The organism is Variovorax sp. Soil_C_12 (assembly GCF_057657375.1).
Map to the genome: position 1 here is coordinate 105226 of NZ_JBDGIO010000011.1, position 24459 is coordinate 129684.

20 protein-coding genes are annotated in these 24459 nt (G+C 67.0%); 10 read left to right on the top strand and 10 right to left on the bottom strand.

The window, feature by feature from the left end; all coding sequences use genetic code 11:
• The first annotated feature begins 12 nt into the window (after nt 1-12).
• Nucleotides 13-1416 carry an MATE family efflux transporter gene (locus AC3A6X_RS25615; protein ID WP_487844816.1) on the top strand — a complete coding sequence of 468 codons (1404 nt, stop codon included), beginning with the start codon at nt 13-15 and terminating at the stop codon, nt 1414-1416.
• Nucleotides 1417-1454: 38 nt separating this feature from the next.
• Nucleotides 1455-2156 (top strand): SDR family oxidoreductase, encoded by a 702-nt coding sequence (locus AC3A6X_RS25620; protein ID WP_487844817.1) that lies wholly within the window; start codon nt 1455-1457, stop codon nt 2154-2156.
• A 202-nt stretch (nt 2157-2358) separates the two neighbouring features.
• Here the strand turns inward: AC3A6X_RS25620 and AC3A6X_RS25625 are convergent, their stop codons facing one another.
• From AC3A6X_RS25625 to AC3A6X_RS25650, 6 genes are all read right to left on the bottom strand, one after another.
• Nucleotides 2359-2799 carry a hypothetical protein gene (locus AC3A6X_RS25625; RefSeq protein WP_487844818.1) on the bottom strand — a complete coding sequence of 147 codons (441 nt, stop codon included), beginning with the start codon at nt 2797-2799 and terminating at the stop codon, nt 2359-2361.
• A gap of 121 nt (nt 2800-2920) precedes the next feature.
• Nucleotides 2921-4129 carry an NEL-type E3 ubiquitin ligase domain-containing protein gene (locus tag AC3A6X_RS25630; protein ID WP_487844819.1) on the bottom strand — a complete coding sequence of 403 codons (1209 nt, stop codon included), beginning with the start codon at nt 4127-4129 and terminating at the stop codon, nt 2921-2923.
• Nucleotides 4130-4342: 213 nt separating this feature from the next.
• Nucleotides 4343-5110: an aldolase gene (locus AC3A6X_RS25635; protein ID WP_487844820.1), complete on the bottom strand. Its 768-nt coding sequence runs from the start codon at nt 5108-5110 to the stop codon at nt 4343-4345.
• 29 nt (nt 5111-5139) lie between these two features.
• Nucleotides 5140-5781 carry a 2-dehydro-3-deoxy-6-phosphogalactonate aldolase gene (locus tag AC3A6X_RS25640; RefSeq protein ID WP_487844821.1) on the bottom strand — a complete coding sequence of 214 codons (642 nt, stop codon included), beginning with the start codon at nt 5779-5781 and terminating at the stop codon, nt 5140-5142.
• 55 nt (nt 5782-5836) lie between these two features.
• Nucleotides 5837-6730 (bottom strand): 2-dehydro-3-deoxygalactonokinase, encoded by an 894-nt coding sequence (locus AC3A6X_RS25645; protein ID WP_487844822.1) that lies wholly within the window; start codon nt 6728-6730, stop codon nt 5837-5839.
• 35 nt (nt 6731-6765) lie between these two features.
• Nucleotides 6766-8502 (bottom strand): IlvD/Edd family dehydratase, encoded by a 1737-nt coding sequence (locus AC3A6X_RS25650; protein ID WP_487844823.1) that lies wholly within the window; start codon nt 8500-8502, stop codon nt 6766-6768.
• 163 nt (nt 8503-8665) lie between these two features.
• Here AC3A6X_RS25650 and AC3A6X_RS25655 point away from each other — a divergent pair, with 163 nt between their 5' ends.
• The 6 genes from AC3A6X_RS25655 to AC3A6X_RS25680 all read left to right on the top strand — a co-directional run bounded on the left by AC3A6X_RS25655 (nt 8666) and on the right by AC3A6X_RS25680 (nt 14712).
• Complete coding sequence (locus tag AC3A6X_RS25655; protein ID WP_487844824.1) at nt 8666-9625, top strand: 2-hydroxyacid dehydrogenase; 960 nt, start codon at nt 8666-8668, stop codon at nt 9623-9625.
• A 6-nt stretch (nt 9626-9631) separates the two neighbouring features.
• Nucleotides 9632-10378, top strand: coding sequence for a FadR/GntR family transcriptional regulator (locus tag AC3A6X_RS25660; RefSeq protein WP_487844825.1), 747 nt, complete (start codon nt 9632-9634; stop codon nt 10376-10378).
• 62 nt (nt 10379-10440) lie between these two features.
• Nucleotides 10441-11817 (top strand): ABC transporter substrate-binding protein, encoded by a 1377-nt coding sequence (locus tag AC3A6X_RS25665; RefSeq protein WP_487844826.1) that lies wholly within the window; start codon nt 10441-10443, stop codon nt 11815-11817.
• 92 nt (nt 11818-11909) lie between these two features.
• On the top strand, nt 11910-12779 hold the full coding sequence (locus tag AC3A6X_RS25670) for a carbohydrate ABC transporter permease (RefSeq protein ID WP_487844827.1): 870 nt from the start codon (nt 11910-11912) through the stop codon (nt 12777-12779).
• Nucleotides 12776-13627 carry a carbohydrate ABC transporter permease gene (locus tag AC3A6X_RS25675; RefSeq protein WP_487844828.1) on the top strand — a complete coding sequence of 284 codons (852 nt, stop codon included), beginning with the start codon at nt 12776-12778 and terminating at the stop codon, nt 13625-13627. The genes AC3A6X_RS25670 and AC3A6X_RS25675 overlap by 4 nt, the downstream gene beginning before the upstream one ends.
• A 14-nt stretch (nt 13628-13641) precedes the next feature.
• Nucleotides 13642-14712: an ABC transporter ATP-binding protein gene (locus AC3A6X_RS25680; RefSeq protein WP_487844829.1), complete on the top strand. Its 1071-nt coding sequence runs from the start codon at nt 13642-13644 to the stop codon at nt 14710-14712.
• Nucleotides 14713-14773: 61 nt separating this feature from the next.
• Here the strand turns inward: AC3A6X_RS25680 and AC3A6X_RS25685 are convergent, their stop codons facing one another.
• The 4 genes from AC3A6X_RS25685 to AC3A6X_RS25700 all read right to left on the bottom strand — a co-directional run bounded on the left by AC3A6X_RS25685 (nt 14774) and on the right by AC3A6X_RS25700 (nt 21062).
• Nucleotides 14774-15826 carry a hypothetical protein gene (locus AC3A6X_RS25685; protein ID WP_487844830.1) on the bottom strand — a complete coding sequence of 351 codons (1053 nt, stop codon included), beginning with the start codon at nt 15824-15826 and terminating at the stop codon, nt 14774-14776.
• A 50-nt stretch (nt 15827-15876) separates the two neighbouring features.
• Complete coding sequence (locus AC3A6X_RS25690; RefSeq protein WP_487844831.1) at nt 15877-17676, bottom strand: bifunctional metallophosphatase/5'-nucleotidase; 1800 nt, start codon at nt 17674-17676, stop codon at nt 15877-15879.
• Between the two features lie 125 nt (nt 17677-17801).
• Entirely contained in the window at nt 17802-19619 is a 1818-nt protein-coding gene (locus tag AC3A6X_RS25695) for a DEAD/DEAH box helicase (protein WP_487844832.1), read from the bottom strand.
• Nucleotides 19620-19841: 222 nt separating this feature from the next.
• Nucleotides 19842-21062, bottom strand: coding sequence for a methyltransferase domain-containing protein (locus tag AC3A6X_RS25700; RefSeq protein WP_487844833.1), 1221 nt, complete (start codon nt 21060-21062; stop codon nt 19842-19844).
• A 246-nt stretch (nt 21063-21308) separates the two neighbouring features.
• On the opposite strand from AC3A6X_RS25700, the gene ettA reads away from it, so the two are divergent.
• Together ettA and AC3A6X_RS25710 are read left to right on the top strand one after the other, a co-directional pair.
• Nucleotides 21309-22970, top strand: coding sequence for an energy-dependent translational throttle protein EttA (gene ettA / locus AC3A6X_RS25705; RefSeq protein ID WP_309964077.1), 1662 nt, complete (start codon nt 21309-21311; stop codon nt 22968-22970).
• A gap of 295 nt (nt 22971-23265) precedes the next feature.
• Nucleotides 23266-24369: a PQQ-dependent sugar dehydrogenase gene (locus tag AC3A6X_RS25710; RefSeq protein WP_487844834.1), complete on the top strand. Its 1104-nt coding sequence runs from the start codon at nt 23266-23268 to the stop codon at nt 24367-24369.
• Nucleotides 24370-24459: the final 90 nt, after the last annotated feature.

Sequence of the window (24459 nt, forward strand, 5' to 3'; positions counted from 1 at the left end):
CGCCGGACGGCCATGACGACCGTCGATGCGCGCACGCGCCTGCTGCTGGAGGCGCCGATCGCGCCCACCCTGCTGCGCCTGGCCATGCCCAACGTGCTGGTGATGATCGCGCAGGCCGCGGTCGGCCTCATCGAGACCTACTTTGTCGGCAAGCTGGGCACCGATGCGCTGGCCGGCATGGCGCTGGTGTTCCCGATCGTCATGCTGATGCAGATGACCTCGGCCGGCGCCGTGGGCGGCGGCATCGCTTCTTCCATTGCGCGCGCCCTTGGCGGGAAGCGACGCGAGGATGCCAACGCGCTGGTGCTGCACGCGATGCTGGTGGCGCTGGGCTTCGGCCTGGTCTTCAGCGCTGTGCTGCTGGTCGGCGGTCGCGCGCTTTATGCGCGCATGGGCGGGGAGGGGGCTTCGCTGGAAGCGGCCGTGACCTACTCGCACTGGGTGTTCGCCGGCGCGGTGCTGGTGTGGCTTTTCAATTCGCTGGCGGCCGTGATCCGCGGCACCGGCAATATGGCGGTGCCGGCCAGGGTGACCGTGGGGGGCGTGTTCTTTCTTGTGCCCGTGTCGCCGTTGCTGATCTTCGGCTGGGGTCCGATTCCCGCGCTCGGCATCGCGGGCGGCGCGATTGCGCTGCTGCTTTATTACCTCGTGGGGTCGCTGGCGCTGCTGGCCTATTTGCGTTCGAGCGGCAGCTACCTGAAGCTTTCTTTCGCGGGCGTGCGCCTGCGCTGGCCGCTGTTCCGCGACATCCTGCGCGTGGGCCTGATCTCCTCCATTGCCACCGTCTGCGTCAACCTCTCGATCGCAGTCGCCACCGCGCTGACGGGTCAGTTCGGCGCCGGCGCGATCGCAGGTTACGGCACCGGCTCGCGCCTCGAATATCTGCTGGTGCCGCTGGTCTTCGGCTTCGGCGCGCCCCTGCTGGCGATGGTCGGCACCTGCATCGGCGCCGGCCAGCGCGAGCGGGCGCTACGAGCCACCTGGGTCGGCGTGGCCATGGCCTTCGCGATGGCCGAGGCCGTGGGCCTCGCAGCGGCGCTGTTCCCGCGCCCCTGGCTGCTGCTCTTCGGCAACGACCCAGCGATGCTCGAGGCCGGCACGCAGTACCTGCGTGCCGTGGGGCCCTTTTATGGCTTCTTCGGCGTCGGCCTGGTGCTGTACTTCGCCTCGCAGGGCGCGGGGCGGCTGTTGTGGCCGGTGCTGGGCAACCTGGCGCGGCTGGCGGTCGCCGCGCTCGGCGGCTGGCTGGCGCTGCGCTGGAGCGGCGAGCTGGTGCATGTGTTCGTGGCCCAGGCCGTGGCGCTGGTGGTCTACGGAGTCGTCATCGCCGGCGCCATCGCGGGCGGTGCCTGGTTCGGGCCGGTGGGCTGGCCGCGCAGCACGACCGGGCTGCTGCGGCGGGTCGGGGCCTCCTGATTTCCACTGTCATCCCTCTCATTTTTTGGAGCTTCACCATGAAGATCAAGGACGCTGTCGTTTTCATCACCGGTGCCAATCGTGGTCTGGGTCTGGCCTATGCGAAGGCGGCCCTGGCGGCCGGCGCCAAGAAGGTCTATGCGGCCGCGCGCGACCCGAAGTCCATCACGCTCGAAGGTGTGGTGCCCGTTGCGCTCGACGTCACGCAGCCGGCGCAGATCGAGGCTGCCGCGCAGGCCTGCGGCGACGTCACGCTGCTCATCAACAACGCCGGCATCTCGCGCGGTTCGGGGCTGCTCTCGGAGGGCGCGCTGGAAGCGGCGCGGGCTGAGTTCGACACCAACTTCTTCGGCCTCTGGGCGATGAGCCGAGCCTTTGCACCGGCGCTCGCGAAGAACGGCGGCGGCGCCATCGTCAACGTGCTGTCGGCGCTGAGCTGGATCAGCTTCCCCTCCGTGGCCACCTACAGCGCCTCGAAGTCGGCCGCCTGGTCGCTGAGCAACGGCCTGCGCAACGAGCTCGCCGCGCAGGGCACGCAGGTCGTCAGCGTGCATGTGGGCTACATGGATACCGACATGGCGAGCCATGTGCCGGGCGACAAGACCTCGCCCGACGATGTGGCGCGCCAGACGCTGGCTGCGGTGGAAGCGGGGGAGCCGGAGGTGCTGGCTGACGCGACGGCGCGGCAAGTGAAGCAGGGCTTCGTCGCGATGCCGCCGGCCTACGCTGCGGCGGGCTGAAGGGCCGGTGCGCGCCATTGCCAGCAGCGATGCGATCCATGAATCACCCCTGAACCGTGTGCAGCATGCCGCGCCCGCCATTCGATCAACTGCGCTGATCGCTCAACGCCTTCATGGTCAAAGACTGCCAGAGTCGTACCGCGTCTTTCCAGAGCGCGTGCCCAGTCGGCTGTCCGCAGTGGCTCACCGAGCACCGTGCGACTCAGCCTTCTCCGGGCTGTGGACATGCAACACTGAAAGGGTCGCGAGCCATCGCTTCGGGCAAGTGCAAGAGCGCGAGGTTACGGGCAAAGCGCTCATCGGGTGAAACAGGTGCGGCCTCTTCGGTCGAGACTCCTGGATTCGAATACGAGGCGTCCGAGCAATTGTTCGTGGAGTTGGGTAGGTCCGCGTCCTGCGGGGGCTCGCCCCGAGGACTGGCGATGATGGTTTGAGTCGGCAGCAGGTAGCTGGAACGAGGAATCATGGGGGGCTGTTGAAGTTTGACGGTTGCCATCTTCAGCACCTCGAAGTAGGCCGTCTGGTCGCCGTGCTGCGAGGTGCTGGCCGCCTCGCGCGCTCGGTCACGCGATGCATCGCGCCGTGGATGAATGAGGGCAGTGCGCTCGACGGGGTGGCGCTCGGCCAGCACCTCGCCGTGCACGTCGATCAGTACGATGTCCTCGGGGCTGATCTCGCTCCAGTGCAGGCCGCGCCGGTTGATCAGGTGGCGATCCTGCGCGCCGGGCGGGAGAAACGCGCGCAGTTTGCCGTTGCGGCATCGATCAACCGAGCGGGGTCTGCAACACGTGCTCGGTCAAGCCCAGCCACAGCTTCTTCCCCTCATCCCTGTCGCTCTGGACGATGGCGCGCGTGATGCCGTCCTGCCGAATCGGGAGCGGCACGCTGGCCTTCACTGCTTCTTCGGTCAACTTCTTTTCGATCAGCGCCCTGTGTTTGGTGAGCTTCTCTTCGATCACGGCCACGTCGTTTGGAAATCTTCGGCGCAGAACCTCTTGCCAGGGTTTCCAGGTGGCAAGGAAGCTCGTGAAGTGCACCGCCTCTTCGTCCAATACCACTTTTTGGGCGATCTCAAGGTCTTGGGGAGCGACGCCTGAGAGACCGAGGAATTGCGCATCCGGCTTGTGGCCTCCCAGCTGGAGCGATTCGTGCAGTCCAACGATGTAGGCGAGATGAGTCTCGACCTCCTCAGTGTGTTCGGGCAGATGGGTGTGGTCGCGCAGATTTGCGGCGCGTATTTCAGCGTTGATGGCCTTCACCTTTTCCTCCGCCAAGCGGTGAATGTACGTGCGGCGAAACACCTGGCGTGCAATGTTGACCACCGCCGGCAGGTTGTTGTCAAGAGTGCCGTTCCAGACTCCCTGGGCAAGCAATTCCTCTTCCGCGGTGTGTAGTGCAAGCAAGGCACGATCACCGCAGCTGGCGTTGCCGCCCTGGATCACGCCGAAGATCCGTTGGGCCAGAGTGGGTTCGGCAACCATCTCCGCGACCAGATGCCGAACAATCGGCTTGAGACTCGGATTGGCCAATACGACGAGATTCGCCAGCAGCGAAAGATTGTGGGTGTCTTGTTCGAACTCCTTCCATTCCTTGGACATGCGCAACGCGGGGTTCAGCTCCGGCAGCGCGTTGAACAAGGTATCGGCTGGATTGGTGGCCGTCGCAGGCACTCCTGTCTCGGGTCCCACGGTTTGAACTTCGAAAATGGAGCGGTCGGACAGGGTCGAGCCGGATAGGGTCGAGCAGAATTGGGTCGAGCCGGACTCGTAGCTAACCGGGGCACGAAGTTCCAGGTGTCCGGGGGGACCATGGGTTGCCGCGGCATGCTCTTGGTAGCGCGAGGCTTCGGACGTGAATCGTTGCTCCTCAGCACTGGCGCTGCGTCTCGGGGATGCGTCGGTCTTGGCGGCCGATTGGTTTGTGACGACGAGCGAGGGCCAGGGGCTGTAGTTATGAAAGAGATTGGGTTTCATGGGGGCTGTTGAACTTGATAGAGGACTTGAAGACAAGGCCGGGCGAGTTCCCGACCAAGCCTGTCGATCAACGACCTAAGTTCAGTAACACCGCAGCAATCGCGGTTCCCGGGTGATCAAGACCTCGGCGACGAGTTATGCCGGGCGCCACGAGCTCACCGGATGACGCGACGGCCCATCTAGCCCGCAGGCTCGGGTCATCGACCCGCCGGCCTACGCAGCCGCGCGCTGAAGAAGAGGGCGCTCGGCGCGCGGCACCGGCAGCAACCGACGCAGCGCCTCGAAGAACAAATCGGACTGCTCCCGCTCACCCTGAATCTGCGCCGCCACCTGCGCGGCCAGCTTCGCATCGACCGGCGCCAACGGCCGGCCGGTGGATTGCGCGATCACCTGGTGCAGGCAGGCGCGCTCCAGGTAGTAAAGGTCGTCGTAGGCATGCGCGATGCTCGCCCCGGCCACGATCACGCCGTGATTCGCCAAAAAGGCGATGTCCTTGCCTGCCATGGCGTGCGCGATGCGCTCGCCCTCCCGGTCGTCCAGCGCCAGGCCGTTGTAGGTCGCGTCGACGGCGATGCGGTCCACGAAGCGCATCGCGTTCTGGCTCAGCGTCGGGTCGAGCGCGCGGTCGGTGGTGAGCGTGAGCGCGGTCGCGTAGGGCATGTGGCAGTGGAGCACTACCGCGCGGCCGGTCACGCGGTGTACCGCGCCGTGGATGAAGAGCGCGGTGGGCTCGACCCGGTGGCGCCCGGCCAGCACCTCGCCGTGTACGTCGATCAGCACGATGTCCTCGGGGCCGATCTCGCTCCAGTGCAGGCCGCGCGGGTTGATCAGGTAGCGGTCCTGCGCGCCGGGCAGGGCGACGCTGAAATGGTTGCACACGCCTTCGGAGAGGCCGTGGTGCGCGGCGGCGCGCAGCGCCAAGGCGAGGTCTTCGCGCAAGGCGCGGATGGCGGGGCTGGCGTACTCGGCTTCAGGGCTCATCTCGATCTCCGTTCCAGGCATTGCGGAACTCATATCCGCAGGCTCCCATTGAAGGCCGCCACGAACTCCATCGCCGCCTCGCGCACCGCGGCCGCGCTCTTGCCGGGCTTGTAGAGCGCCGAGCCGATGCCGAAGCCGGCCGCGCCGGCCTCGCGCCAGGCCTGCATGCCGGCCGGTGTGATGCCGCCCACGGGCAGCAGCGGCGTGCCCGGCGGCAGCACCGCGAGCAGGGCCTTGACGACCGCCGGCGAGGCCAACTCGGCCGGGAAGAGCTTGAGCCCGGCGGCGCCCGCCGCGAGCGCGCCGAAGGCCTCGGTCGGCGTCATCACGCCCGGCAGGCTCACCAGGCCGAGGCGCGCCGCTTCCGCCAGCACCTCGGGGTTGAAGTTGGGCGCGACGATCAGTTGCCCGCCGGCGGCGTGCACTTCGCGCACCTGCTGCGCGCCGAGCACGGTGCCGGCGCCCACCAGCGCGCCGGGGAAGCGCTCGCGCAGCAGCGCAATGCTCTTCAGCGGCTCGGGCGAGTTGAGCGGCACCTCGAGCAGCCGGAAGCCGGCGCCGACGATGGCATCGCCGATCTCCGGCGCCTCGGCCGGATTCAGGCCGCGCAGGATGGCCACCAGCGGCAGCTGCTGCAGGGCGGTGGAAAACTGCTCGTGAGGAGGCGTCATTGGGGTACCTTCGCTTCGGCTGCGGTGCTATTCGCCTTCGGAACGGCCGTGCGGCTCATGACCTTGCCTTGTTCGAGAGATGAATGGCCGCCAGCGCATGCAGCCCGGCCCAGGTGGCCTCGGCGCCTAGCGTGCGCGCGGTGTTGCCGGAGATCTCCAGCGCCAGCAGGTAGCGCTGGGTCAGCGCCGGGCTGCCGATCAGCACCAGGTCGCCGGCGTGGATGGACTGGGTGCGCAGCTCTTCGCCGATCAGCAACCCGGACAGATAGCTCGCCAGCTCGCCGGCCGGCATGCGGTCGAACAGCGCCAGCGTGCGTGCGCCGAAGGCGTTGTGCAGCAGGCCCTGGCCGTTGTCGGCCTGCGTCACGCCTTCGAGAAAGGCGACTTCGTCCAGCGGCGCCTGCGCATCGAGCGTGCGCGCCAGGATCGAATGCTGGCTCAGCAGCGCGTAGAACTCGCCCGTCATGAAGGTGCGGAAACCGGTCACGCGGCCGCGCTTGACCGTGACCCACTTGCTGTGCGTGCCAGGCAGCACGAACAGGCCGTCGGACAGGCCGGCCAGCGCCATGGCGCCGAAGATCTGCACCTCCTCGCCGCGCATCACGTCGGGCACGCCATCGTGCATGTCGCTCATGCCGGGCACGACCGCGATGCGGCCCGGCTCGATCTCGACGATGGCATTGCCCACCTCGACCCGGCCCGAGGGGCAGGGGCAGTAGGGCGCCTCGACCCAGCCCTGCTTGCTGCCGGCCATGCCCGAGATCAGGCAGAAGCTGCCGGTGGGGCGCATCCAGTCGCCGAACAGTTCCTCGAAGAGCGCAGAAAAGCCGCCCGGCGGCACCGTGAGGATGCCGCGCGGGTGGCTGCGTTCCTCGAGCACATGCCCCTTGCCGTCGAGCAATGCGCCGCGCAAGGAGCTGGTGCCCCAGTCGATGGCGATCAGATGCATACCGGACCGTTGATAAGCGAGAGTTGAGCCTAGTCCTAGTGATTGTCCCTGGGAACGAAGGAACCGCGCTTGCCGCGCAGGAATCCGAAGTCGGCCCCCTGGTCGGCCTGCAGCACATTGTCCACGTAGAGCTTCCAGTAGCCCGAGTCCAGCGCCGGCTTCGGCGGCGTCCATTGCGCGCGGCGGCGCGCCAGCTCCTCGTCGCTCACGTGCAGGTGCAGCAGGCGCTTCGGCACGTCGAGCTCGACGATGTCGCCGTCCTGCACCAGCGCCAGCGGGCCGCCGGCCGCCGCCTCGGGCGCGGTGTGCAGCACCACCGTGCCGTAGGCGGTGCCGCTCATGCGGGCATCGCTGATGCGCACCATGTCGGTGATGCCCTTGCGCAACACCTTGGGCGGCAGCGGCATGTTGCCCGCCTCGGACATGCCGGGGTAGCCCTTGGGGCCGCAGTTCTTGAGCACCATGATGCAGTGCTCGTCGATGTCCAGTGCCTCGTCGTCGATGCGCTTGTGCAGATCGTCCGCGTTCTCGAAGACCACCGCGCGGCCCTTGTGCACCAGCAGCTCCGGCGTTGCAGCGCTGGGCTTGATGATGGCGCCGTTGGGCGCCAGATTGCCGCGCAGCACGCAGATGCCGGCCTTGTCCTTGAAGGGGCTTGCCAGCGGCTGGATCACCTGCGGGTTGTAGTTCTCGGCATCCTTGACGTTGTCCCAGACGCTCTGGCCGGTGGAGGTGACGATGTCCCTGTGCAGGTGTTGCGCGATCTCCTTCATCACCACCGGCAGCCCGCCCGCGTAGCAGAAGTCTTCCATCAGGTACTGCCCCGAGGGCTGGAGGTTGACCAGGCAGGGCAGGTCGGAGGCCAGCCGGTCGAAGTCGTCGAGCGTGAGCTCCACGCCGATGCGCCCGGCGATCGCGAGCAGGTGGATCACCAGGTTGGTCGAACCGCCGATCGCCGCGTTGACCTTGATCGCGTTCTCGATCGCCTGGCGGGTGAGGATCTTCGACATCAGCAGGTCCTCGTGCACCATGTCGACGATGCGCCGCCCGGCCATGCGCGCCAGCACGTTGCGCCGGCCGTCCACCGCGGGGTAGGCCGCATTGCCCGGGAGGCCGATGCCCAGCGACTCGACCATGCTGGCCATGGTGCTGGCCGTGCCCATGGTCATGCAGTGGCCGTGGCTGCGGTGCATGCAGCTCTCGGCCTCGAAGAACTCCTGCAGCTTCAGCGTGCCGGCGCGCACCTGCTCGCTCATCTGCCAGACGCCGGTGCCCGAGCCGAGCTCTTGGCCGCGCCACTTGCCCGAGAGCATCGGGCCGCCGGAGACGCCGATGGTGGGCAGGTCCACGCTGGCGGCGCCCATCATCAGTGCGGGGGTGGTCTTGTCGCAGCCCATCAGCAGCACCACGCCGTCGATCGGGTTGGCGCGGATGCTTTCCTCCACGTCCATGCTCGCGAGGTTGCGGTAGAGCATGGCGGTGGGGCGCAGCAGCGTTTCGCCCAGCGACATCACCGGAAACTCGAGCGGAAAGCCGCCGGCTTCGTAGACGCCGATCTTCACCTGCTCGGCCAGCGTGCGGAAGTGCGAGTTGCAGGGCGTGAGCTCGCTGAAGGTGTTGCAGATGCCGATGACCGGACGCCCGTCGAACTGGTCGTGCGGCACGCCCTTGCCCTTGACCCAGCTGCGGTAGATGAAACCGTCGCGGTCGTTGCGGCCGAACCATTGCTGGCTGCGCAGTTCGTGGGTGGGCTTGCGGCGTGGACTGCTCATCGTGTTGTCTCCGGCGGGGTGCCAACGAGGCCTCGGCGAATCAGGGTTTGTCCTGCCGGGTCGTTATTTCAATCATCATATGATAAGCCGCAAGAGGCAAACACAGGCAGGGTTTTCGAGCGGACTTGCCGCCGAAAGCCCAACCCCAGCAGGAGACAAGGCAGTGCCCCATTCGTTGAACGACGCACGTCCCGAGGTGCTGGTGGTTGCACCGCTGATGCCCTTCCTGATGGAGGCGCTGCAGCGCGAGTACGTCGTGCACGACCGCATCCACATGAACGACCCCGACGCCTTCGCCGCCGCCGCCCCGCGCATCCGTGCCGTGGTCGCGAACGGCGAGGCCAAGGTGCCGCGCACGCTGATGGAGCGCTTGCCGGCGCTCGAGATGATCTCGGTGTTCGGCGTCGGCTACGACGGCGTCGACGTGCCTGCGGCGCACGAGCGCGGCGTGCCCGTCACCAATACCCCGGAGGTGCTGAACGACGACGTGGCCGATCTCGCCATCGGCCTGCTGCTGTCGATCGCCCGCCGCATCCCGCAGGCCGACCGCTTCGTGCGCGACGGGCAGTGGCCGCAGGGCCCGTTCCCGCTGAGCCGCAAGGTTTCGGGCGCCCGGCTGGGCGTGGTCGGCATGGGCCGCATCGGCCAGGCCATCGCGCACCGGGCGCGCGCGTTTGGCATGCAGATCGCCTACACCGCGCGCTCGCCGCGTGCCGGCGTCGAGTACGCCTATCACCCCGACGCCGTGGCGCTGGCCGCCGCGGTCGATTTCCTGGTTGTCATCACGCCCGGCGGCGCGGCCACGCGCGGGCTGATCGATGCGCGCGTGCTGGAGGCGCTCGGGCCGCAGGGCTACCTGGTCAACGTCGCGCGCGGCAGCGTCGTCGACGAGGCGGCGCTGATCGCGGCATTGTCGAAGGGCGTCATCGCCGGCGCTGCGCTCGATGTCTTCGCGAACGAGCCGACAGTCCCGGCCGAGCTGCGTGCCATGCCCAACGTGGTGCTCACGCCGCACATGGCCAGCGGCACGAAGCAGACGCGCGAGGCGATGGCGCAACTGACCTTCGACAACCTGCGCGCGCATTTCGCGGGCACGCCCCTGTTGACGCCCGTCGGCGCCTGAGAAGGTATGAGCAAGAACATCCACGGCCGCACCCTCGACCTGCTCGGCGAGGCCATCGTGTCGCGCCGCTATGCCATCGGCGCGCCGATGCCCGCGGAGCCCCTGCTGTGCGAGGAGTTCGGCGTCAGCCGCACCGTGGTGCGCGAAGCGGTGAAATCGCTGGTGGCCAAGGGGCTGATCGTCACCGGCCCCAAGGTCGGCACCCGCGTGCTGCCGGAAGAACGCTGGAACTGGTTCGACCCCGACGTGATCACCTGGCAGGCGCGGGCCGGCCTCACGCCCGAATTCCTGCGCGACCTGCTGGACCTGCGGCGGGTGGTCGAGCCGGCGGCGGTGCGGCTCGCAGCCGAGCGCGCCAGCGCGGCCGACATCGCGAGGATCGAAGAGGCCTACGCGGGCATGAAGCACGCGATCGAGCAGGACGGCGATTACGTCGCCAACGACCTGCGCTTCCATCACGGCCTGCTGGCGGCCGCGCAGAACCGCATGCTGGCGCAGATGAGCAAGGCGCTGGACGCGCTGCTGCGCACCAGCTTCGAGCTCTCCACCGCCAAGAAGGACGGGCCGGCCCTGTCGCTGCCGCTGCATCGCGCGGTGCTCGATGCCGTCATTGCCCACAACCCGGCGCGCGCCGAGCGCGCCATCGTCAAGCTGATCGACGGCGCGCGCGAGGACATCGAAGAGGTGCTCTCCCTGCGCCGCAGCCCGCCGCGCCACGGCCGCGCGCCGCCGCGGGTCAAGGCGGCCGCCTGAGGCCTTCCATTTTTTTAGCCCCCGCTCGTGGATCGAGCATCCCACCGAAGAGGAGACAAAGCATGAAGTTCAAGACACTCGTGATACCCGCGCTGACAGCGCTGGGCCTGGCCATCGCCGGCCAGGCGGCCGCCCAGGAGAAGCTCACCGTCTGGTGGGGCAAGGGCTTCTACAAGGCGGAAGACGACGCACTGCTTTCCGCCATCAAGAAGTTCGAAGCCAAGAACCCGAAGATCAAGGTCGAGCTGTCGCTCTATGCGCCGCAGGAAATGGTTCCGAAGTCGGTGGCTGCGCTCGACGCCGGCAATCCGCCCGACGTGGCCTATGGCGACGTCTACGACTTCCAGGTCACGGCCAAGTGGGCCTACGACGGCAAGCTCGAAGACGTGACCAGCATCCTCGATCCGATGCGCGCCAAGTTCGAGCCCGCGGCGCTGGCCACCACCTTCCTCTACAACGACACCACCAAGAGCCGGGCCTACTACGCCTATCCGATCAAGCAGCAGACCATGCACATCCAGTACTGGAAGGACATGCTGGCCGAGGCAGGCTTCAAGGAAAGCGACATCCCGACCGACTGGAAAGGCTACTGGAGCTTCTGGTGCGACAAGGTGCAACCAGCCTACCGTCAAAAGTCGGGTACCCGCAGCTTCGGGATCGGCCAGCCGCTGGGCGTGGACTCGAGCGACTCCTTCTTCTCGTTCCTGACGTTCATGGACGCCTACAACGTCAAGCTGGTCAACGACGCGGGCAAATTGCTGGTCGATGATCCGGCGGTGCGCCAGGGCCTGATCAACGCGCTGACCGATTACACGCAGGTGTATTCGAAGGGCTGCGCGCCGCCGTCTGCTACCAACTGGAAGGATCCGGACAACAACGTCGCCTTTGCCAACAAGACGACGATCCTGACGCACAACGCGACGATCTCGATTGCAGCCACGCAGCTCGACGCTTCGAACAATCAATCGCTCACGCAAGCGCAGCGCGACGCCGCCAAGGTGAACTACACCGAGAAGATTGCGACAGCAGGCTTCCCGAACAAGCCGGATGGCTCCAAGATGGTCTACCGCGCGGCCGTGAAGACCGGCGTGATCTTCAAGGACGCCAAGAACAAGGAGGCCGCGAAGAAGTTCGTCGCCTTCCTGCTCGACGACGCCAATCTCACGCCGTATGTCGAAGGTTCGCTCGGGCGCTGGTTCCCGGTGACCAAGGCGGCGCAGCAAAGCGCATTCTGGAAGCAGGACCCGCACCGCACGGCCGTCTACAACCAGTTCATGGCCGGCACCTCGCCATTCGAGTTCACCAAGAACTACAAGTTCACGGTGCTCAACAACGAGAACGTGTGGGCCAAGGCGGCGAACCGGATCCTCAACGAGAAGGTGCCGGTGGACAAGGCCGTGGACGAGATGATCGCGCGCATCAAGTCGGTTGCGGGCTGAGCGTTCGCGTGGTCCGGCCGCGGCCCGGTGCCGCGGCCGGCCGTTCCATCCATCCTCATTTCCGCTTGAACGACATCGGGGTGAACTGAACCATGACTCAAGCTGTCACCGCATTGCCGAACGTTGCGGCGCCGGCGTCCCGCAGCCTGTCCCGCTGGGAATTCTGGGGGCGCCTGTTCGTCGTGCCCTATCTGCTCGTGTTCATCGTGTTCGTGCTGTACCCGGTGGGCTACGGCCTGTGGCTGGCCCGGCACCCGGCCAGCTACACCAAGCTGTTCGATGACCCGATCTTTTTCCGCAGTGCCGTCAACACCATCGTGTTCCTGGTGGTGGCGATCAACCTCAAGATGATCGCCGCGCTGGTGCTGTCGGGCTTCTTCATCAAGACGCGCTGGTGGATCAAGGCGCTGTCGGTGGTGTTCATCCTGCCCTGGGCGGTGCCCTCGATCCCGACCATCCTGTCGGTGCGCTTCATGCTCAACCCGGAGTGGGGCGTCATCAACTCGGTGATCTTCCGCCTGACGGGACTGGACGGCCCCAACTGGCTCAACGATCCGACGCTCGCACTGTCCTTGTCGATGCTGATGCATATATGGAAGTCGCTGCCGTTCTGGACGCTGATCCTGGTGGCCGGGCGCCTGTCCATCCCGAGCGAGCAGTACGAAGCTGCCTCGGTCGACGGCGCGAGCAATTGGCAGAAATTCCGCTTCATCACCTGGCCGGCGATGCGCACGCTCTACATCACGTCGACCATCCTGTCGGCGATATGGACGCTGGGCGATTTCAACAGCGTCTACCTGCTCACGGGCGGCGGGCCGGCCGATCTGACGCACGTGCTGGCCACCTTGGGCATCCGCTACCTGCGGCTCGACCAGATGGATGTGGCCATGGCCTCCATCGTGGTGGCATTGCCTATGGTACTGCCGCTGGTCTATTTCATGATGAAGAGGCTGTCGAAATGAAGCGATGGACCCTGCGCTCCGTCACCGCCGAAGCCAAGCTGCTGCTGATCGGCATCCCTGTGTTTCTGTGGACCATCATCCCGGTCTACCACATGTTCATCTTCGCGATCTCGGAGCGCGAGTCGGCGACCTCGGGCCGGCTGTGGCCCAAGAACCCGACGCTGCAGAACTTCGAGACCGTGTTCCAGCAGAAGCATTTCTACCTCTCGCACTTCTGGCAGCAACTCGGCAACTCGCTGGTCATTGCGATCGCGGTGGGCCTGATCACCTTGATCGTGGCCACCACGGCCGCCTTCGCCATCAGCCGGCTGCGGGTGCGCGGCGGGCGCACCGTGCTCAACATGGCTTTGTTCACCTACTTCATCCCGGCCGCGTTCCTGGCGGTGCCGATGTACAAGACCATGGCCAACTACGGGCTGCTCAACAACCAGTGGTCGCTGATCCTGGCGATGGTCACCATTGCCTCGCCTTACTGCATCTGGGTGCTCAAGCAGGCGTCCGATAAGCTGCCCTACGAACTCGACGAGGCCGCGCGCATGGACGGCGCCACGCCGGTGCAACTGTTTCGCCTGGTGTACTTGCCGCTGATGGTGCCCTCGATGGTGGCGGTAGGCACCTATGCCTTGCTCCTGGCCTGGAACGAATACCTCTACGCCTTCCTGCTGCTGTCCAACGAAACCGACATCACGCTCGGGGTGGCGTTGGGCAACTTCCTGGCGGCCGACGATTCGCCCTGGGAGCTGCTGATGGCCACCGGCTTCGTCTATGCGCTGCCGCCGGCAGCGATCTACTACGCTTTCAAACGCTACATGGTCGGTGGCCTGACGGCCGGTGCGGTCAAGAGCTAAGGGGAACGAACGACATGGCATCCGTATCCTTCAACAACGTCAAGAAGTCCTATGGCAAGGTCGACATCCTGCATGGGCTGGGCTTCGACATCGCCGACGGCGAATTCGTCGTGCTGGTCGGCCCTTCGGGCTGCGGCAAGTCCACCTTGCTGCGCATGCTGGCCGGCCTGGAAGACATCACCGGCGGCGAGATCCTGATCGACGGCCGGGTGGTGAACGAGCTCGAGTCCAAGGACCGCGACATCGCGATGGTGTTCCAGAGCTACGCGCTCTATCCGCACATGACGGTGGGCGAGAACATGGGCTTCAGCCTGCGCCTGCGCAATGCCGACAAGTCGGTCACCGAGCAGCGCGTGGCCGATGCCGCGAAGATCCTCAACCTCGACACCTTGCTCGGCCGCTATCCGCGCGAGCTTTCGGGCGGGCAGCGCCAGCGGGTGGCCATGGGCCGCGCGATCGTGCGCGATCCCAAGGTGTTCCTGTTCGACGAGCCGCTGTCCAACCTCGACGCCAAGCTGCGCGTGGCGATGCGCGCCGAGATCAAGGCGCTGCACCAGCGGCTCAAGACCACCACGGTGTACGTCACGCACGACCAGATCGAGGCCATGACCATGGCCGACCGCATCGTGGTGATGCACGACGGCATCGTCGAGCAGATCGGCACGCCGCTGGAGCTCTACGACCGCCCCGACAACCTGTTCGTCGCGCAGTTCATCGGCTCGCCGGCGATGAACGTGGTCGAGGGCGTGCTGCGGCGCAATGGCGCGGGCGTCAGCGTCGAGGCCCACGGCGCGCACTGGCCCGCGCCAGGCGCGAGCCAGGCCGCGGAAGGCCAGGCGGTTCACTACGGCATCCGTCCCGGCGACATCGTGCTGGGCGATGCGGGCAGCGGCGTGCCGGCCCGCGTGATCGTGGTGGAGCCGACCGGCAACGAGACCGAACTGCTGGTCCAGGTGGGCGAGGCCAAGCTGAGCCTGGTGGTACACGGGCGCGTGCAGGCGGAACCGGACGACACGATCGGTCTGGTCATTCGTCCCGACAGCGCGCATCTGTTCGACCGGCAGAGCGGGCGGCGGTTGAATTAGACATCGTCGTTCGTTCTTTATTGGGGCAAGAAGCAAGGCTGCTGCTCGCGGGGCGGCCTTGCTATGACATGGCGGCAGTAGGCGATGGCCACGTTGACGGCTCAGGGCCCCACTGCGAAGCCGGGCCTTTTTCAAGCAAGGCACAAACCGCGGCACCAAGATCCATCTGCAAGTTCTCTTGTGCCGAGGCTGCACCCGCATCGACGGCATCTGCCTCAAGCACAAAGCGCTTGAATGCCTCCCAGTCCTTGGCGAACTGCGCAACGAGTAGCCTTGCAAGATCGTAGGACAGCATGTTTGCGTCGTCGGCCCTTTTGAATGACTCGCCGGACCAGAACTCTTGAATCTCCTGCGGGCCCCAGAAGCTCGAATGCTTCTTGTGCAATTCCTGCGCCGTCAAAGGCTGTCCTGGAACACCTGCGATCCGATGCTCGGTGTTGACCGCCAGTCCCTCGTTCAACCATAGCGGGAGGGGGAGGTGGGCGAGGCACCCGTGCGTCATTTCGTGCGCAATGATCGGCTCGATCGCATGGAGATCCGCTTTCACAGTGACGAAGTGGGCACAGCCGCCGTCCACATACATCCCACTGCTGAATGCGAACTCGCCCGCATCGGGGTAGTAGTAAGACACGTACCTGTAGTAGCTCTCGACATCGTCGAAAGCAATCAGGATGTCTTTCCCCCATGGCGGTATCTCAGCGAGGCCGTCCAGCGTGCCAGCCACTCGCTTGAGCGTTCGTTCCATGTAGTCGAGCGTGGCCTTTGCAACGCCGTCGTCCAGCGACGACAAAAGCATCGCGCTTTTTGTTTCGCGAAGGTGAAACTGCGGGCCCAGTGCGTCGCGAAAGTGAAGCAGCCAAGCTCTTTCGGCGGCCTCCCAAGCGGCGGCCTTGGACGAAGGCGACTCCAGGTCGGAGAGCCAGGATTCGGCATCAGCCCATTTCAGAAAAGGGAAACCTTCGTGATAGTCCAGATGTTGAACCATCTGGAAATCGGGCAGCCCCTTGGCAGGAACCACAGCCGGAGGGGCCATCGCGCGACCGTTCGTCTCGACGCCTTCGGGCTTTGGTGAACTCGATTTCCTTCCGAACAGTGCACGTGCGAGGTTCAGCATTGCGTCGTCTTGGCTTTTGGGAGCGTCTGTGGATCGCGTGCGACGCGCCCTCAGGGCGTCAAATTCGTGATCCGATCGGCCGCCGGCAGCACCAACGGGCTGTTGACCGCGATGTACGCCTCCAGCGCATCGATGTCCTGATCCCCGCCCAGCGGCTCCGTGCCCTGAGTGAACACGGTGAAGTTGTCGCCGCCGGTCGCCAGGAAGCTGTTCATCGCCACGCGGTAGCGGGTGGCATCGCTCATCGCGGTCCCGTTCAGCGCCATCGCCGTGATGCGCGCACCCGCCGGCTTCGACAGGTCGTAGCTGTAGCTGAATGACTTCGAGGGCAGCAGCACGCGCGGCTGGGTCACGGTGTTGGTGCCGCTGTTGAACTGCTGCTCGAGCACGGCCTTGATCTGCGCACCCGTCATCGTCTTCACCACCAGGCTGTTGCCGAAGGGCTGCACGGTGAAGATCTGGCCGTAGCTCACGTCGCCGTTGGCGGCCGGCGCCAGGTCGGCGCGCACGCCGCCCGGGTTCATGAAGGCGATCTGGGCGCCGCCCTTGGCCGGCGCGGCGGTGGCGGCCAGCTGGGCATCGGCGATCAGGTTGCCCAGCACGTTCTCGCGCGAGGCCACCTGGGTGCGCGTGGCGGTGGCCGTGAGCCGGCCCACCACGCGCTGCACCAGCGGCGCGGCGACGCCGGCGTAGCTGGAGATCAGCGCGGCGATCGTCTGGTTCTTGGCGAAGCTCGGGTACTGGTCGGTGGTCGCGACCGTGTTGGTGCCGCTGGTGAAGGCCTCGCCCTGCACGATCACATTGCTGGCCGACTTGGCCGTGACCTTGCGCGTGCGCGTATCGATCGCGAGGTCGATGTCGGTCAGCAGCGTGCCGTACTGGCCCGCGCTGGTCAGCAGGAAGGGCTTGGCGGCGTTGACCCTGCCGTAGTCGCAGATGTAGGCGCGATGGGTGTGGCCGGAGATCACCACGTCGACCTGCGCGTCGAGGCGCTCGAGGATCGGCACGATGTCGCCCGAGAGGCCCGTGCAGCGCTTGTCGTTGTAGCCCACGGAGGTCATGCCGCCTTCGTGGATCACGACGACGATGGCGTCGGCGCCTTGCGACTTGAGCTGCGGGATCAGCGCGTTGGCGGTGTCGGCCTCGTCCTTGAAGCTCAGGCCGGCGACGCCCGCGGGCGAGACGATGGTCGGCGTGCCCTTGAGCGTCATGCCGATGAAGCCCACCTTCACGGTCGCGCCGCCCTGCGTGAAGCTCTTGATGCCGGTGGCCGGGAACAGCGTGCTGCCGTCGTGCTTCACCGTGTTGGCCGCGAGGAAGCCGAAGTTGGCGCCCGGGAAGGACTTGTTCACGCGGCAGGGCGCGAGCGGCGTGTTCCGGGCGCAGCCGCCGTTCTTCATGCGCAGCAGCTCGGTCTGGCCCTTGTCGAACTCGTGGTTGCCGACGGCGTTGAAGTCGATCTTCATCTCGTTCACCGCCTCGATGGTCGGCTCGTCGAGGAAGAGGGCAGAGACCAGCGGCGAGGCGCCGATCATGTCGCCGGCCGAGACCACCGCGTGGTTCGGGTTCTTCGCCTTCAGCGCGGCGATGGCCGAAGCCATGTAGGCCGCCCCGCCAGCCGGCACCGGGATCGTTCCGCCGCCCGCCGCGGGCGCGCTGATGGCGAGCCTGGGCGGCTCCAGGTTGCCGTGCAGGTCGTTGAAGCCGATCAGCTTGACCTGCACCTGTCCCGGCGCGGCCGGGATGGACGGGGGCATGGAGACGCCGCCGGGGCTGCCGCAGCCAACGGCGGCGAGCAGGGCGACGGTGACGGCGCCGGCGAGTGCGGCGCGCTTCGGCGAGATGGGCATGGGACGGCTCCGCTCCTTGTGGGTGCGGGCATGCTAGTGCACTGCGAGCGGACGATCACGCGCGCATGAAAAAAGGGCGCCGAAGCGCCCTGGGTGTGGAGTCTGGAGTCCTGCGGCTCGCTGGCTCAGCGGCTGAAGGAGCGGCCGCCGCCGCCGTAGCCGCCGCCATAGCCGCCGCCGGAGCGACCGCCGCCACCGCCACCGCCGCCGGAGCGTCCGCCGCGGCCACCACCGCCGCCGCCACCACCGCCGCCGCCACCACCACCGCCGCCACCACCGCCGCCACGACGCCCGCGACCGCCGAAGCTGTCGACGCTGGTGCGCAACGGGTCAGGCTGGCCTGCTGCGCCGGCGATCGCCTCGGCACGTTGGTGCGCCAGTGCATCGGCCTGCGTGGGGCTGTGGGTGTTGCCGTGGTGGCGCGGCTGGCGCTCTTCGTGCGGCAGGTGGTTCTGCGCGTGATGAGGAGCATGGTGGGGCGCGTGGTGCGGCGCCCGCGCCGGGCCCTGGCCACGGCCGCCCTGGGCGCGCTGGCCCTGGCCCTGACCTTGTCCGCCGCCGTTGCGGCCCGCCGGCGCGCCCTGGCCGCCGCGGCGCTGACCGCCGTTGCCACCATTGCCGCCGTTACCGGCATTGCCACCGCGCTCGCCTTGCCCCGCCTTGTTGTCGCGGATGCGCTGCATCATTTCCTGGCGCGCCGCCTTGGCGGCCGCCTGCATCACGTCGCGGCTCGGCGGACGGCCGGCGCCGCCCCACAGGGTCTGGCGGCCCATCGCGATGGGCTCGGCGCGTTCGCCTTCCTCGGGGCCGAAGCCCTCGATGACCTTGACGGGGATCTGCTGCTTGGTGAAGCGCTCGATCTCCTGCATGAAGCCTTCTTCATCCAGGCAGACCAGGCTCACCGCCTCGCCGCTGGCACCCGCGCGGCCGGTTCGGCCGATACGGTGCACGTAGTCTTCGCTGATGTTGGGGATCTCGTAGTTCACCACGTGCGGCAGCTCGTCGATGTCGATGCCGCGGGCCGCGATGTCGGTGGCCACCAGGGCGCGGATCTCGCCGCTCTTGAAGCCGGCCAGCGCCTGCGTGCGCGCGCTCTGGCTCTTGTTGCCGTGCAGCGCCATCGCTTCGACGCCGTTCTTGCAGAGGAATTCGGCCACGCTGTTGGCGCCGAACTTGGTGCGGGTGAACACCAGCACCTGGCTCCAGTCGTGCTCGTTGATGATGTGGGCGAGCAGGGCCTTCTTCTTGCCGCGGCCCACCGGGTGGATCACCTGCGTGATGCGCTGCACCGTGGTGTTGCGCGGCGTGACCTGGATGCTCTGCGGGTTCTTGAGCAGCGTGGCGGCCAGGTCGCGGATCTCGTCGCTGAAGGTGGCGGAGAACAGCAGGCTCTGCTTTTCCGAGGGGACCAGCGCGAGGATCTTCTTCACGTCGTGGATGAAGCCCATGTCGAGCATGCGGTCGGCCTCGTCGAGCACCAGCATCTGCACGGTGGAGAGGTCGAGCATGCCCTGCTGCTGCAGGTCGAGCAGGCGGCCGGGCGTGGCCACCAGGATGTCGACGCCGCTCTTGAGCTTGCTGATCTGCGGATTCATCCCGACGCCGCCGAAGATCACGGTGGAGCTCAGCTGCAGGTACTTGCCGTAGGTGCGTACCGATTCCTCGACCTGGGCCGCGAGCTCGCGGGTGGGGGTGAGCACCAGGGCGCGCACGCCGGTGCCGCCGAACTTGTTGGTGGCGCTGCGGCTCATCGTGAGCTTGTGCAGCAGGGGAAGGGTGAAGGCGGCGGTCTTGCCGGTGCCGGTCTGGGCGCCGCCCAGAAGGTCGTGGCCTTCGAGCACTGCGGGAATCGCCTGGGCCTGGATCGGGGTGGGGGTTTCGTAGCCCTGCTCGTGCACGGCTTTCAAGATGGCCGGGGCCAGCTTCAGATCGTCAAAGTTCATTGAGTTCAAACAAGCGCCTTCCACGGCGCGGTGGTATCGGCCCACCCGGGCGTCATCGATGACGTCGGGCCAGTAGGGGCAGATAGGGGTCAGGAGTGGAGCGCGAGGGGCCTTGGTTTGGGCCTTCTTCGTCCTCGGCAGGGAGCCGGTATTGCGGGCAACTGGACCCGGCAACGTCCCGGATTGTCGCACGACTCGGCTTTGCCCGGCGAAAAGCCGGGGTCATCGGCGTGCCAGATAAACGTACATGCCGTGGATGGGCTCGCGCTGGTCTTCGCGGATCGGGGCACGAATCAGCTGCAGCAGGTCGAATCCGTGCCGCTCGGCCAGCGCGCGCAGGTAGCGTTCGGACTGGGCATAGCGCAGGCTCGGCAGCAGCTCGAAGTCGACGGCTTCATCGGCGGCGCATTCGGCCGAGAAGCAGAAGAGCCCATTGGCTTCCAGCGTACGGCCCAGCGCTGCGAAGACCGGTTCCAGGTCGCCGACATAGATGAAGACGTCGGCCGCCGTGACCAGGTCGTAGCGCTCGTCCGTGCCCTGGAGGTGATCCACGATGTCCGCGTGCACGAGGCGGTCGTAGAGCCCGAGGGCCTGTGCCTTGTCCAGCATCAGGCTCGACAGGTCGACGCCTTCGAGCCTTTGCGTCATCGGCTTGAGCAAGGGGGCGCACAGGCCCGTCCCGCAGCCGAGGTCGAGGGTGGAGCGGAAAGGCCCGCGGCCCAGCGCTGCCAGATGCTTGACGAGCGTGTCGTGCGCCCGATAGCCGAGCGTGCCCACCAGGTGCGCATCGAACTGCTCGGCATAGTCGTCGAAGAGTGTCTCGACGTAGTGGCCCGGCGCCACCGGCGGAACGGACTGCGCCGAGACGGAGGCCAGGTAGTACTGGTGCAATTCGGGATCGGCGCCATGGGCCAGGGCCTGCCGGAAGGCGTGGGCGGCTTCCTCGTTGCGCTTCATCTCGCGCAGGATGCCGCCGCGGTTGCTCCAGGCCTGCGCCAGGCCGGGGTCGATGGCCAGCGCGCGTTCGTAGGAGGCGAGGGCGCGCTCGGGCTGGTCCAGCGCCTGCAGGGTCTGGCCATGGCAGAACCAGAGTGGAGCGGCGCCCGGTGGGGCGAGCGCGATCGCCTTCTCGTAGCCGAGCAGGGCCTCCTGGTGGCGGTTCAGCTGCCCGAGGGCGCCGGCCTTGTGGAACCAGGCATCGGCGTTGCCGGCCTCGAGTGCCAGCACCTGCTGCGCCGTGGCCAGCGCATCCTGTGGGCGGCCCAGCTTCAGCTGCGTCGCGGCGAGGTTCACCAGGGTCGAGACGCGGCCCGGCAGCAGGGCCAGGGAAGACCGGAAGCGCTGTTCGGCGGCCTCGAAGCGGGCGGCCTCGAAGTCCTTCAGGCCTTGGAGGAACAGCTGCTTGGCCTGCTCGAAGGCGTCGTGGGTGGGCGTGGCGCTCATGGAATGGAGAAGAGGGTGTGGCCGGCGCGGGACGGTGTCGCAGGCCCGGACGGCCCAAAGAATAGCAGCGGCTCGAGCACCCCTTCGAGGGGCCTGCGTTAGACTTGGCGGCAGACCCGGTCGGAAATCGCGCTGCAGCAGCAAGCGCCTGCCATGCAAGGCTGACTCGCAATCGATCCTCGCGCAAGATCGTTGCCAGGTTTCCCGGCCACCCCGAGCAGCTCCCATCATCGAACGGACATAGCCATGGCCCAGTACGTCTACACCATGAACAAGGTCAGCAAGACCGTGCCACCCAAGCGGCAGATCTTGAAGGACATTTCGCTTTCCTTTTTCCCCGGCGCCAAGATCGGCGTGCTGGGCCTGAACGGCTCGGGCAAGTCCTCGCTGCTCAGGATCATGGCCGGCCTCGACAAGGAAATCGAAGGCGAGGCCTTGCCGATGCCCGGCCTCACGATCGGTTACCTCGAGCAGGAGCCCAAGCTCAATGCGGCGCACACCGTGCGCGAGTCGGTCGAGGAAGCGATGGGCGCGGTCTACGCGGCCAAGGCCCGCCTCGAAGAGGTGTACGTGGCCTACGGCGCGGAAGACGCCGACTTCGACGCGCTGGCGGCCGAGCAGGCCCAGCTCGAAGCCATCATCGCGACCGCCGGCACCGACTCCGAGCACCAGCTCGAGATCGCTGCCGACGCGCTGCGCCTGCCGCCGTGGGAGGCCAACATCGGCGTGCTCTCGGGCGGCGAGAAGCGCCGCGTGGCGCTGTGCCGGCTGCTGCTGTCCAAGCCCGACATGCTGCTGCTCGACGAACCCACCAACCACCTGGATGCCGAATCGGTCGAGTGGCTCGAAGTGTTCCTGCAGCGCTTTCCGGGCACCGTCGTGGCCATTACCCACGATCGCTACTTCCTCGACAACGCGGCCGAGTGGATTCTCGAACTCGACCGCGGCCGTGGCATTCCGTGGAAGGGCAACTACAGCACCTGGCTCGAGCAGAAGGGCGAACGCCTGGCGCAAGAGCAGAAGAGCGAGGAAGCCCACGCCAAGGCGCTGAAGAAGGAACTCGAATGGTCGCGCCAGAACCCCAAGGCGCGCCAGGCCAAGAGCAAGTCGCGCCTGGCCCGCTTCGAGGAACTGTCCGACTACGAATACCAGCGGCGCAACGAGACGCAGGAGATCTTCATCCCCGTGGCGGAACGCCTGGGCAATCAGGTCTTCGAGTTCAAGAACGTCAGCAAGTCCTTCGGCGACCGCCTGCTGATCGACAACCTGAGCTTCGAAGTCCCGGCCGGCGCCATCGTCGGCATCATCGGCCCGAACGGCGCGGGCAAGTCCACGCTCTTCAAGCTGATCGCGGGCAAGGAGAAGCCGGACAGCGGCGAGGTGGTGGTCGGCCAGACGGTCAAGATGGCTTTCGTCGACCAGACCCGCGATGCGCTCGCCAACGAGAAGACGGTGTGGGAAGACATCTCGAACGGCCTCGACATCATCAACGTCGGCAAGTTCCAGATGGCGAGCCGCGCGTATGCGGGGCGCTTCAATTTCAACGGCGCCGACCAGCAGAAGAAGGTCGGCACGCTCTCCGGCGGCGAGCGCGGCCGGCTGCACCTGGCCAAGACCCTGATCGCCGGCGGCAACGTGCTGATGCTGGACGAACCCTCGAACGACCTGGACGTCGAGACGCTGCGCGCGCTCGAGGACGCCCTGCTGGAGTTCGCGGGCTCGGTGCTCGTGATCAGCCACGACCGCTGGTTCCTGGACCGCATCGCGACCCACATCCTCGCGGCCGAGGGCGACAGCCAATGGACCTTCTTCAACGGCAACTACCAGGAGTACGAGGCCGACAAGAAGAAGCGCCTGGGCGAGGAAGGCGCCAAGCCGCATCGGATGCGCTTCAAGGCGCTGAAGTAAGAAACGGCGTGCGCTGACAGCGCCGGCATGAAATCCGGCGTCCACTTCCAATCCGGCGCTCAGGACGCCTGAAGGAGTGGACATGGCTGCAGCAGCATGGCGGTGGACGGCGGGGGCGACCCTTCTTCTCGCGGCTTGCGGCGGGGGCGGCGGCGGGGGCAGCGTAGCGATCAACGCCTTCGGGGTCAGCGGGTCGGCCACTCCTGCACCAGCGCCGGCACCGGCTCCAGCTCCAGCTCCTGGGGCTCCACCGGCCCCGGCACCTGCGCCCGCACCTGCGCCGGTACCCGGCCCGATGAATGTCAAGGTGGTCGAGTTGGCCAGCGGATTCGCCAACCCCTGGAGCCTCGCCTTCCTGCCCGACGGCAAGCTGCTGGTGACGCAGCGCAGCGGCCAGCTGCGCCTGCGCAATGCCGACGGCACGCCGGTCAATGGCGGCGCCGATCAGGTCAGCGGCCTGCCGGCGGTCGAGGCAGTGGGGCAGGGCGGCCTGCTCGACGTCGCGGTGGACCCGGCCTTCGCCACCAATCGCCGCATCTACTTCAGCTATGCCGAGCGCGACGGCACCGACGTCAGCTTCAACGGCACGGCGGTCGCGCGCGCCGAGCTCGACACGGCCAACCGCAGCCTGAGCAACCTGGTGGTGATCTTTCGCCAGCTGCCCAAGGCGCAGAGCAGCGCGCACTTCGGCTCGCGCCTCGTCTTCGACCGCAGCGGCCACCTGTTCATCACCCTCGGCGAGCGTTTGAACAACGACCAGCGCGGCTTCTCGCAGGACCTGACGCGCGGCCACGGCAAGGTGATGCGCATCACCACCGACGGCGCGCCGGCGCCTGGCAATCCCAACTTCGGCGTGGGCGGTGCACAGCCGCAGATCTGGAGCTACGGCCATCGCAACGTCCAGGGCGCGGCGCTGCATCCGGCCACCGGCGAGCTGTGGGTGAACGAGCATGGCCCGCAGGGCGGCGACGAGGTCAACCTCGCGCTGCCGGGCAGGAACTACGGCTGGCCCGTCATCAGCTACGGCCAGGAGTACGGCACGCTCACGCAGGTCGGCGAAGGCACGGCCAAGGCCGGCATGGAACAACCGCTGAGCTACTGGGAGAAGATCGACGGCTTGGCCTGGACGCCCGGCACGCAGAAGTCTTCCATCGCGCCCAGCGGCATGGCCTTTTACAGCGGCGATGCGCTGCCCGACTGGAAGGGCAGCCTCTTCGTCGGCGCGCTGGCGGGCACGGCGCTGTGGCGGCTCACGCTCAGCGGCAACACGGTGACCGCGCGCGAGCGCCTGCTGGCCGATCGCGGCGAGCGCATTCGCGACGTGCGGCAGGGCCCCGACGGCTGGCTCTATCTGCTGACGGACAGCAGCAACGGCAAGCTGCTGCGACTGGAGCGCTGAGCCCTGCGAACGCTATAGCCCGGCGCTGCGCCGTGGCGCCCTCCCTTGGCGGGAGGATGTGTGGCCGCTCGTTGATCCGCATCATCGACC

Excerpts from the sequence above, each read along its gene's own strand:
- AC3A6X_RS25710 (WP_487844834.1), top strand. The coding sequence starts at position 23,266 with ATGAATGTCAAGGTGGTCGAGTTGGCCAGCGGATTCGCCAACCCCTGG.
- AC3A6X_RS25700 (WP_487844833.1), bottom strand. The coding sequence starts at position 21,062 with ATGAGCGCCACGCCCACCCACGACGCCTTCGAGCAGGCCAAGCAGCTG.
- AC3A6X_RS25690 (WP_487844831.1), bottom strand. The coding sequence starts at position 17,676 with ATGCCCATCTCGCCGAAGCGCGCCGCACTCGCCGGCGCCGTCACCGTC.
- AC3A6X_RS25660 (WP_487844825.1), top strand. The coding sequence starts at position 9,632 with ATGAGCAAGAACATCCACGGCCGCACCCTCGACCTGCTCGGCGAGGCC.
- AC3A6X_RS25670 (WP_487844827.1), top strand. The coding sequence starts at position 11,910 with ATGACTCAAGCTGTCACCGCATTGCCGAACGTTGCGGCGCCGGCGTCC.
- AC3A6X_RS25650 (WP_487844823.1), bottom strand. The coding sequence starts at position 8,502 with ATGAGCAGTCCACGCCGCAAGCCCACCCACGAACTGCGCAGCCAGCAA.
- AC3A6X_RS25685 (WP_487844830.1), bottom strand. The coding sequence starts at position 15,826 with ATGCTGAACCTCGCACGTGCACTGTTCGGAAGGAAATCGAGTTCACCA.
- AC3A6X_RS25630 (WP_487844819.1), bottom strand. The coding sequence starts at position 4,129 with ATGAAACCCAATCTCTTTCATAACTACAGCCCCTGGCCCTCGCTCGTC.
- AC3A6X_RS25620 (WP_487844817.1), top strand. The coding sequence starts at position 1,455 with ATGAAGATCAAGGACGCTGTCGTTTTCATCACCGGTGCCAATCGTGGT.
- AC3A6X_RS25615 (WP_487844816.1), top strand. The coding sequence starts at position 13 with ATGACGACCGTCGATGCGCGCACGCGCCTGCTGCTGGAGGCGCCGATC.
- AC3A6X_RS25680 (WP_487844829.1), top strand. The coding sequence starts at position 13,642 with ATGGCATCCGTATCCTTCAACAACGTCAAGAAGTCCTATGGCAAGGTC.
- AC3A6X_RS25645 (WP_487844822.1), bottom strand. The coding sequence starts at position 6,730 with ATGCATCTGATCGCCATCGACTGGGGCACCAGCTCCTTGCGCGGCGCA.
- AC3A6X_RS25640 (WP_487844821.1), bottom strand. The coding sequence starts at position 5,781 with ATGACGCCTCCTCACGAGCAGTTTTCCACCGCCCTGCAGCAGCTGCCG.
- AC3A6X_RS25695 (WP_487844832.1), bottom strand. The coding sequence starts at position 19,619 with ATGAACTTTGACGATCTGAAGCTGGCCCCGGCCATCTTGAAAGCCGTG.
- AC3A6X_RS25665 (WP_487844826.1), top strand. The coding sequence starts at position 10,441 with ATGAAGTTCAAGACACTCGTGATACCCGCGCTGACAGCGCTGGGCCTG.
- AC3A6X_RS25635 (WP_487844820.1), bottom strand. The coding sequence starts at position 5,110 with ATGAGCCCTGAAGCCGAGTACGCCAGCCCCGCCATCCGCGCCTTGCGC.
- ettA (WP_309964077.1), top strand. The coding sequence starts at position 21,309 with ATGGCCCAGTACGTCTACACCATGAACAAGGTCAGCAAGACCGTGCCA.
- AC3A6X_RS25675 (WP_487844828.1), top strand. The coding sequence starts at position 12,776 with ATGAAGCGATGGACCCTGCGCTCCGTCACCGCCGAAGCCAAGCTGCTG.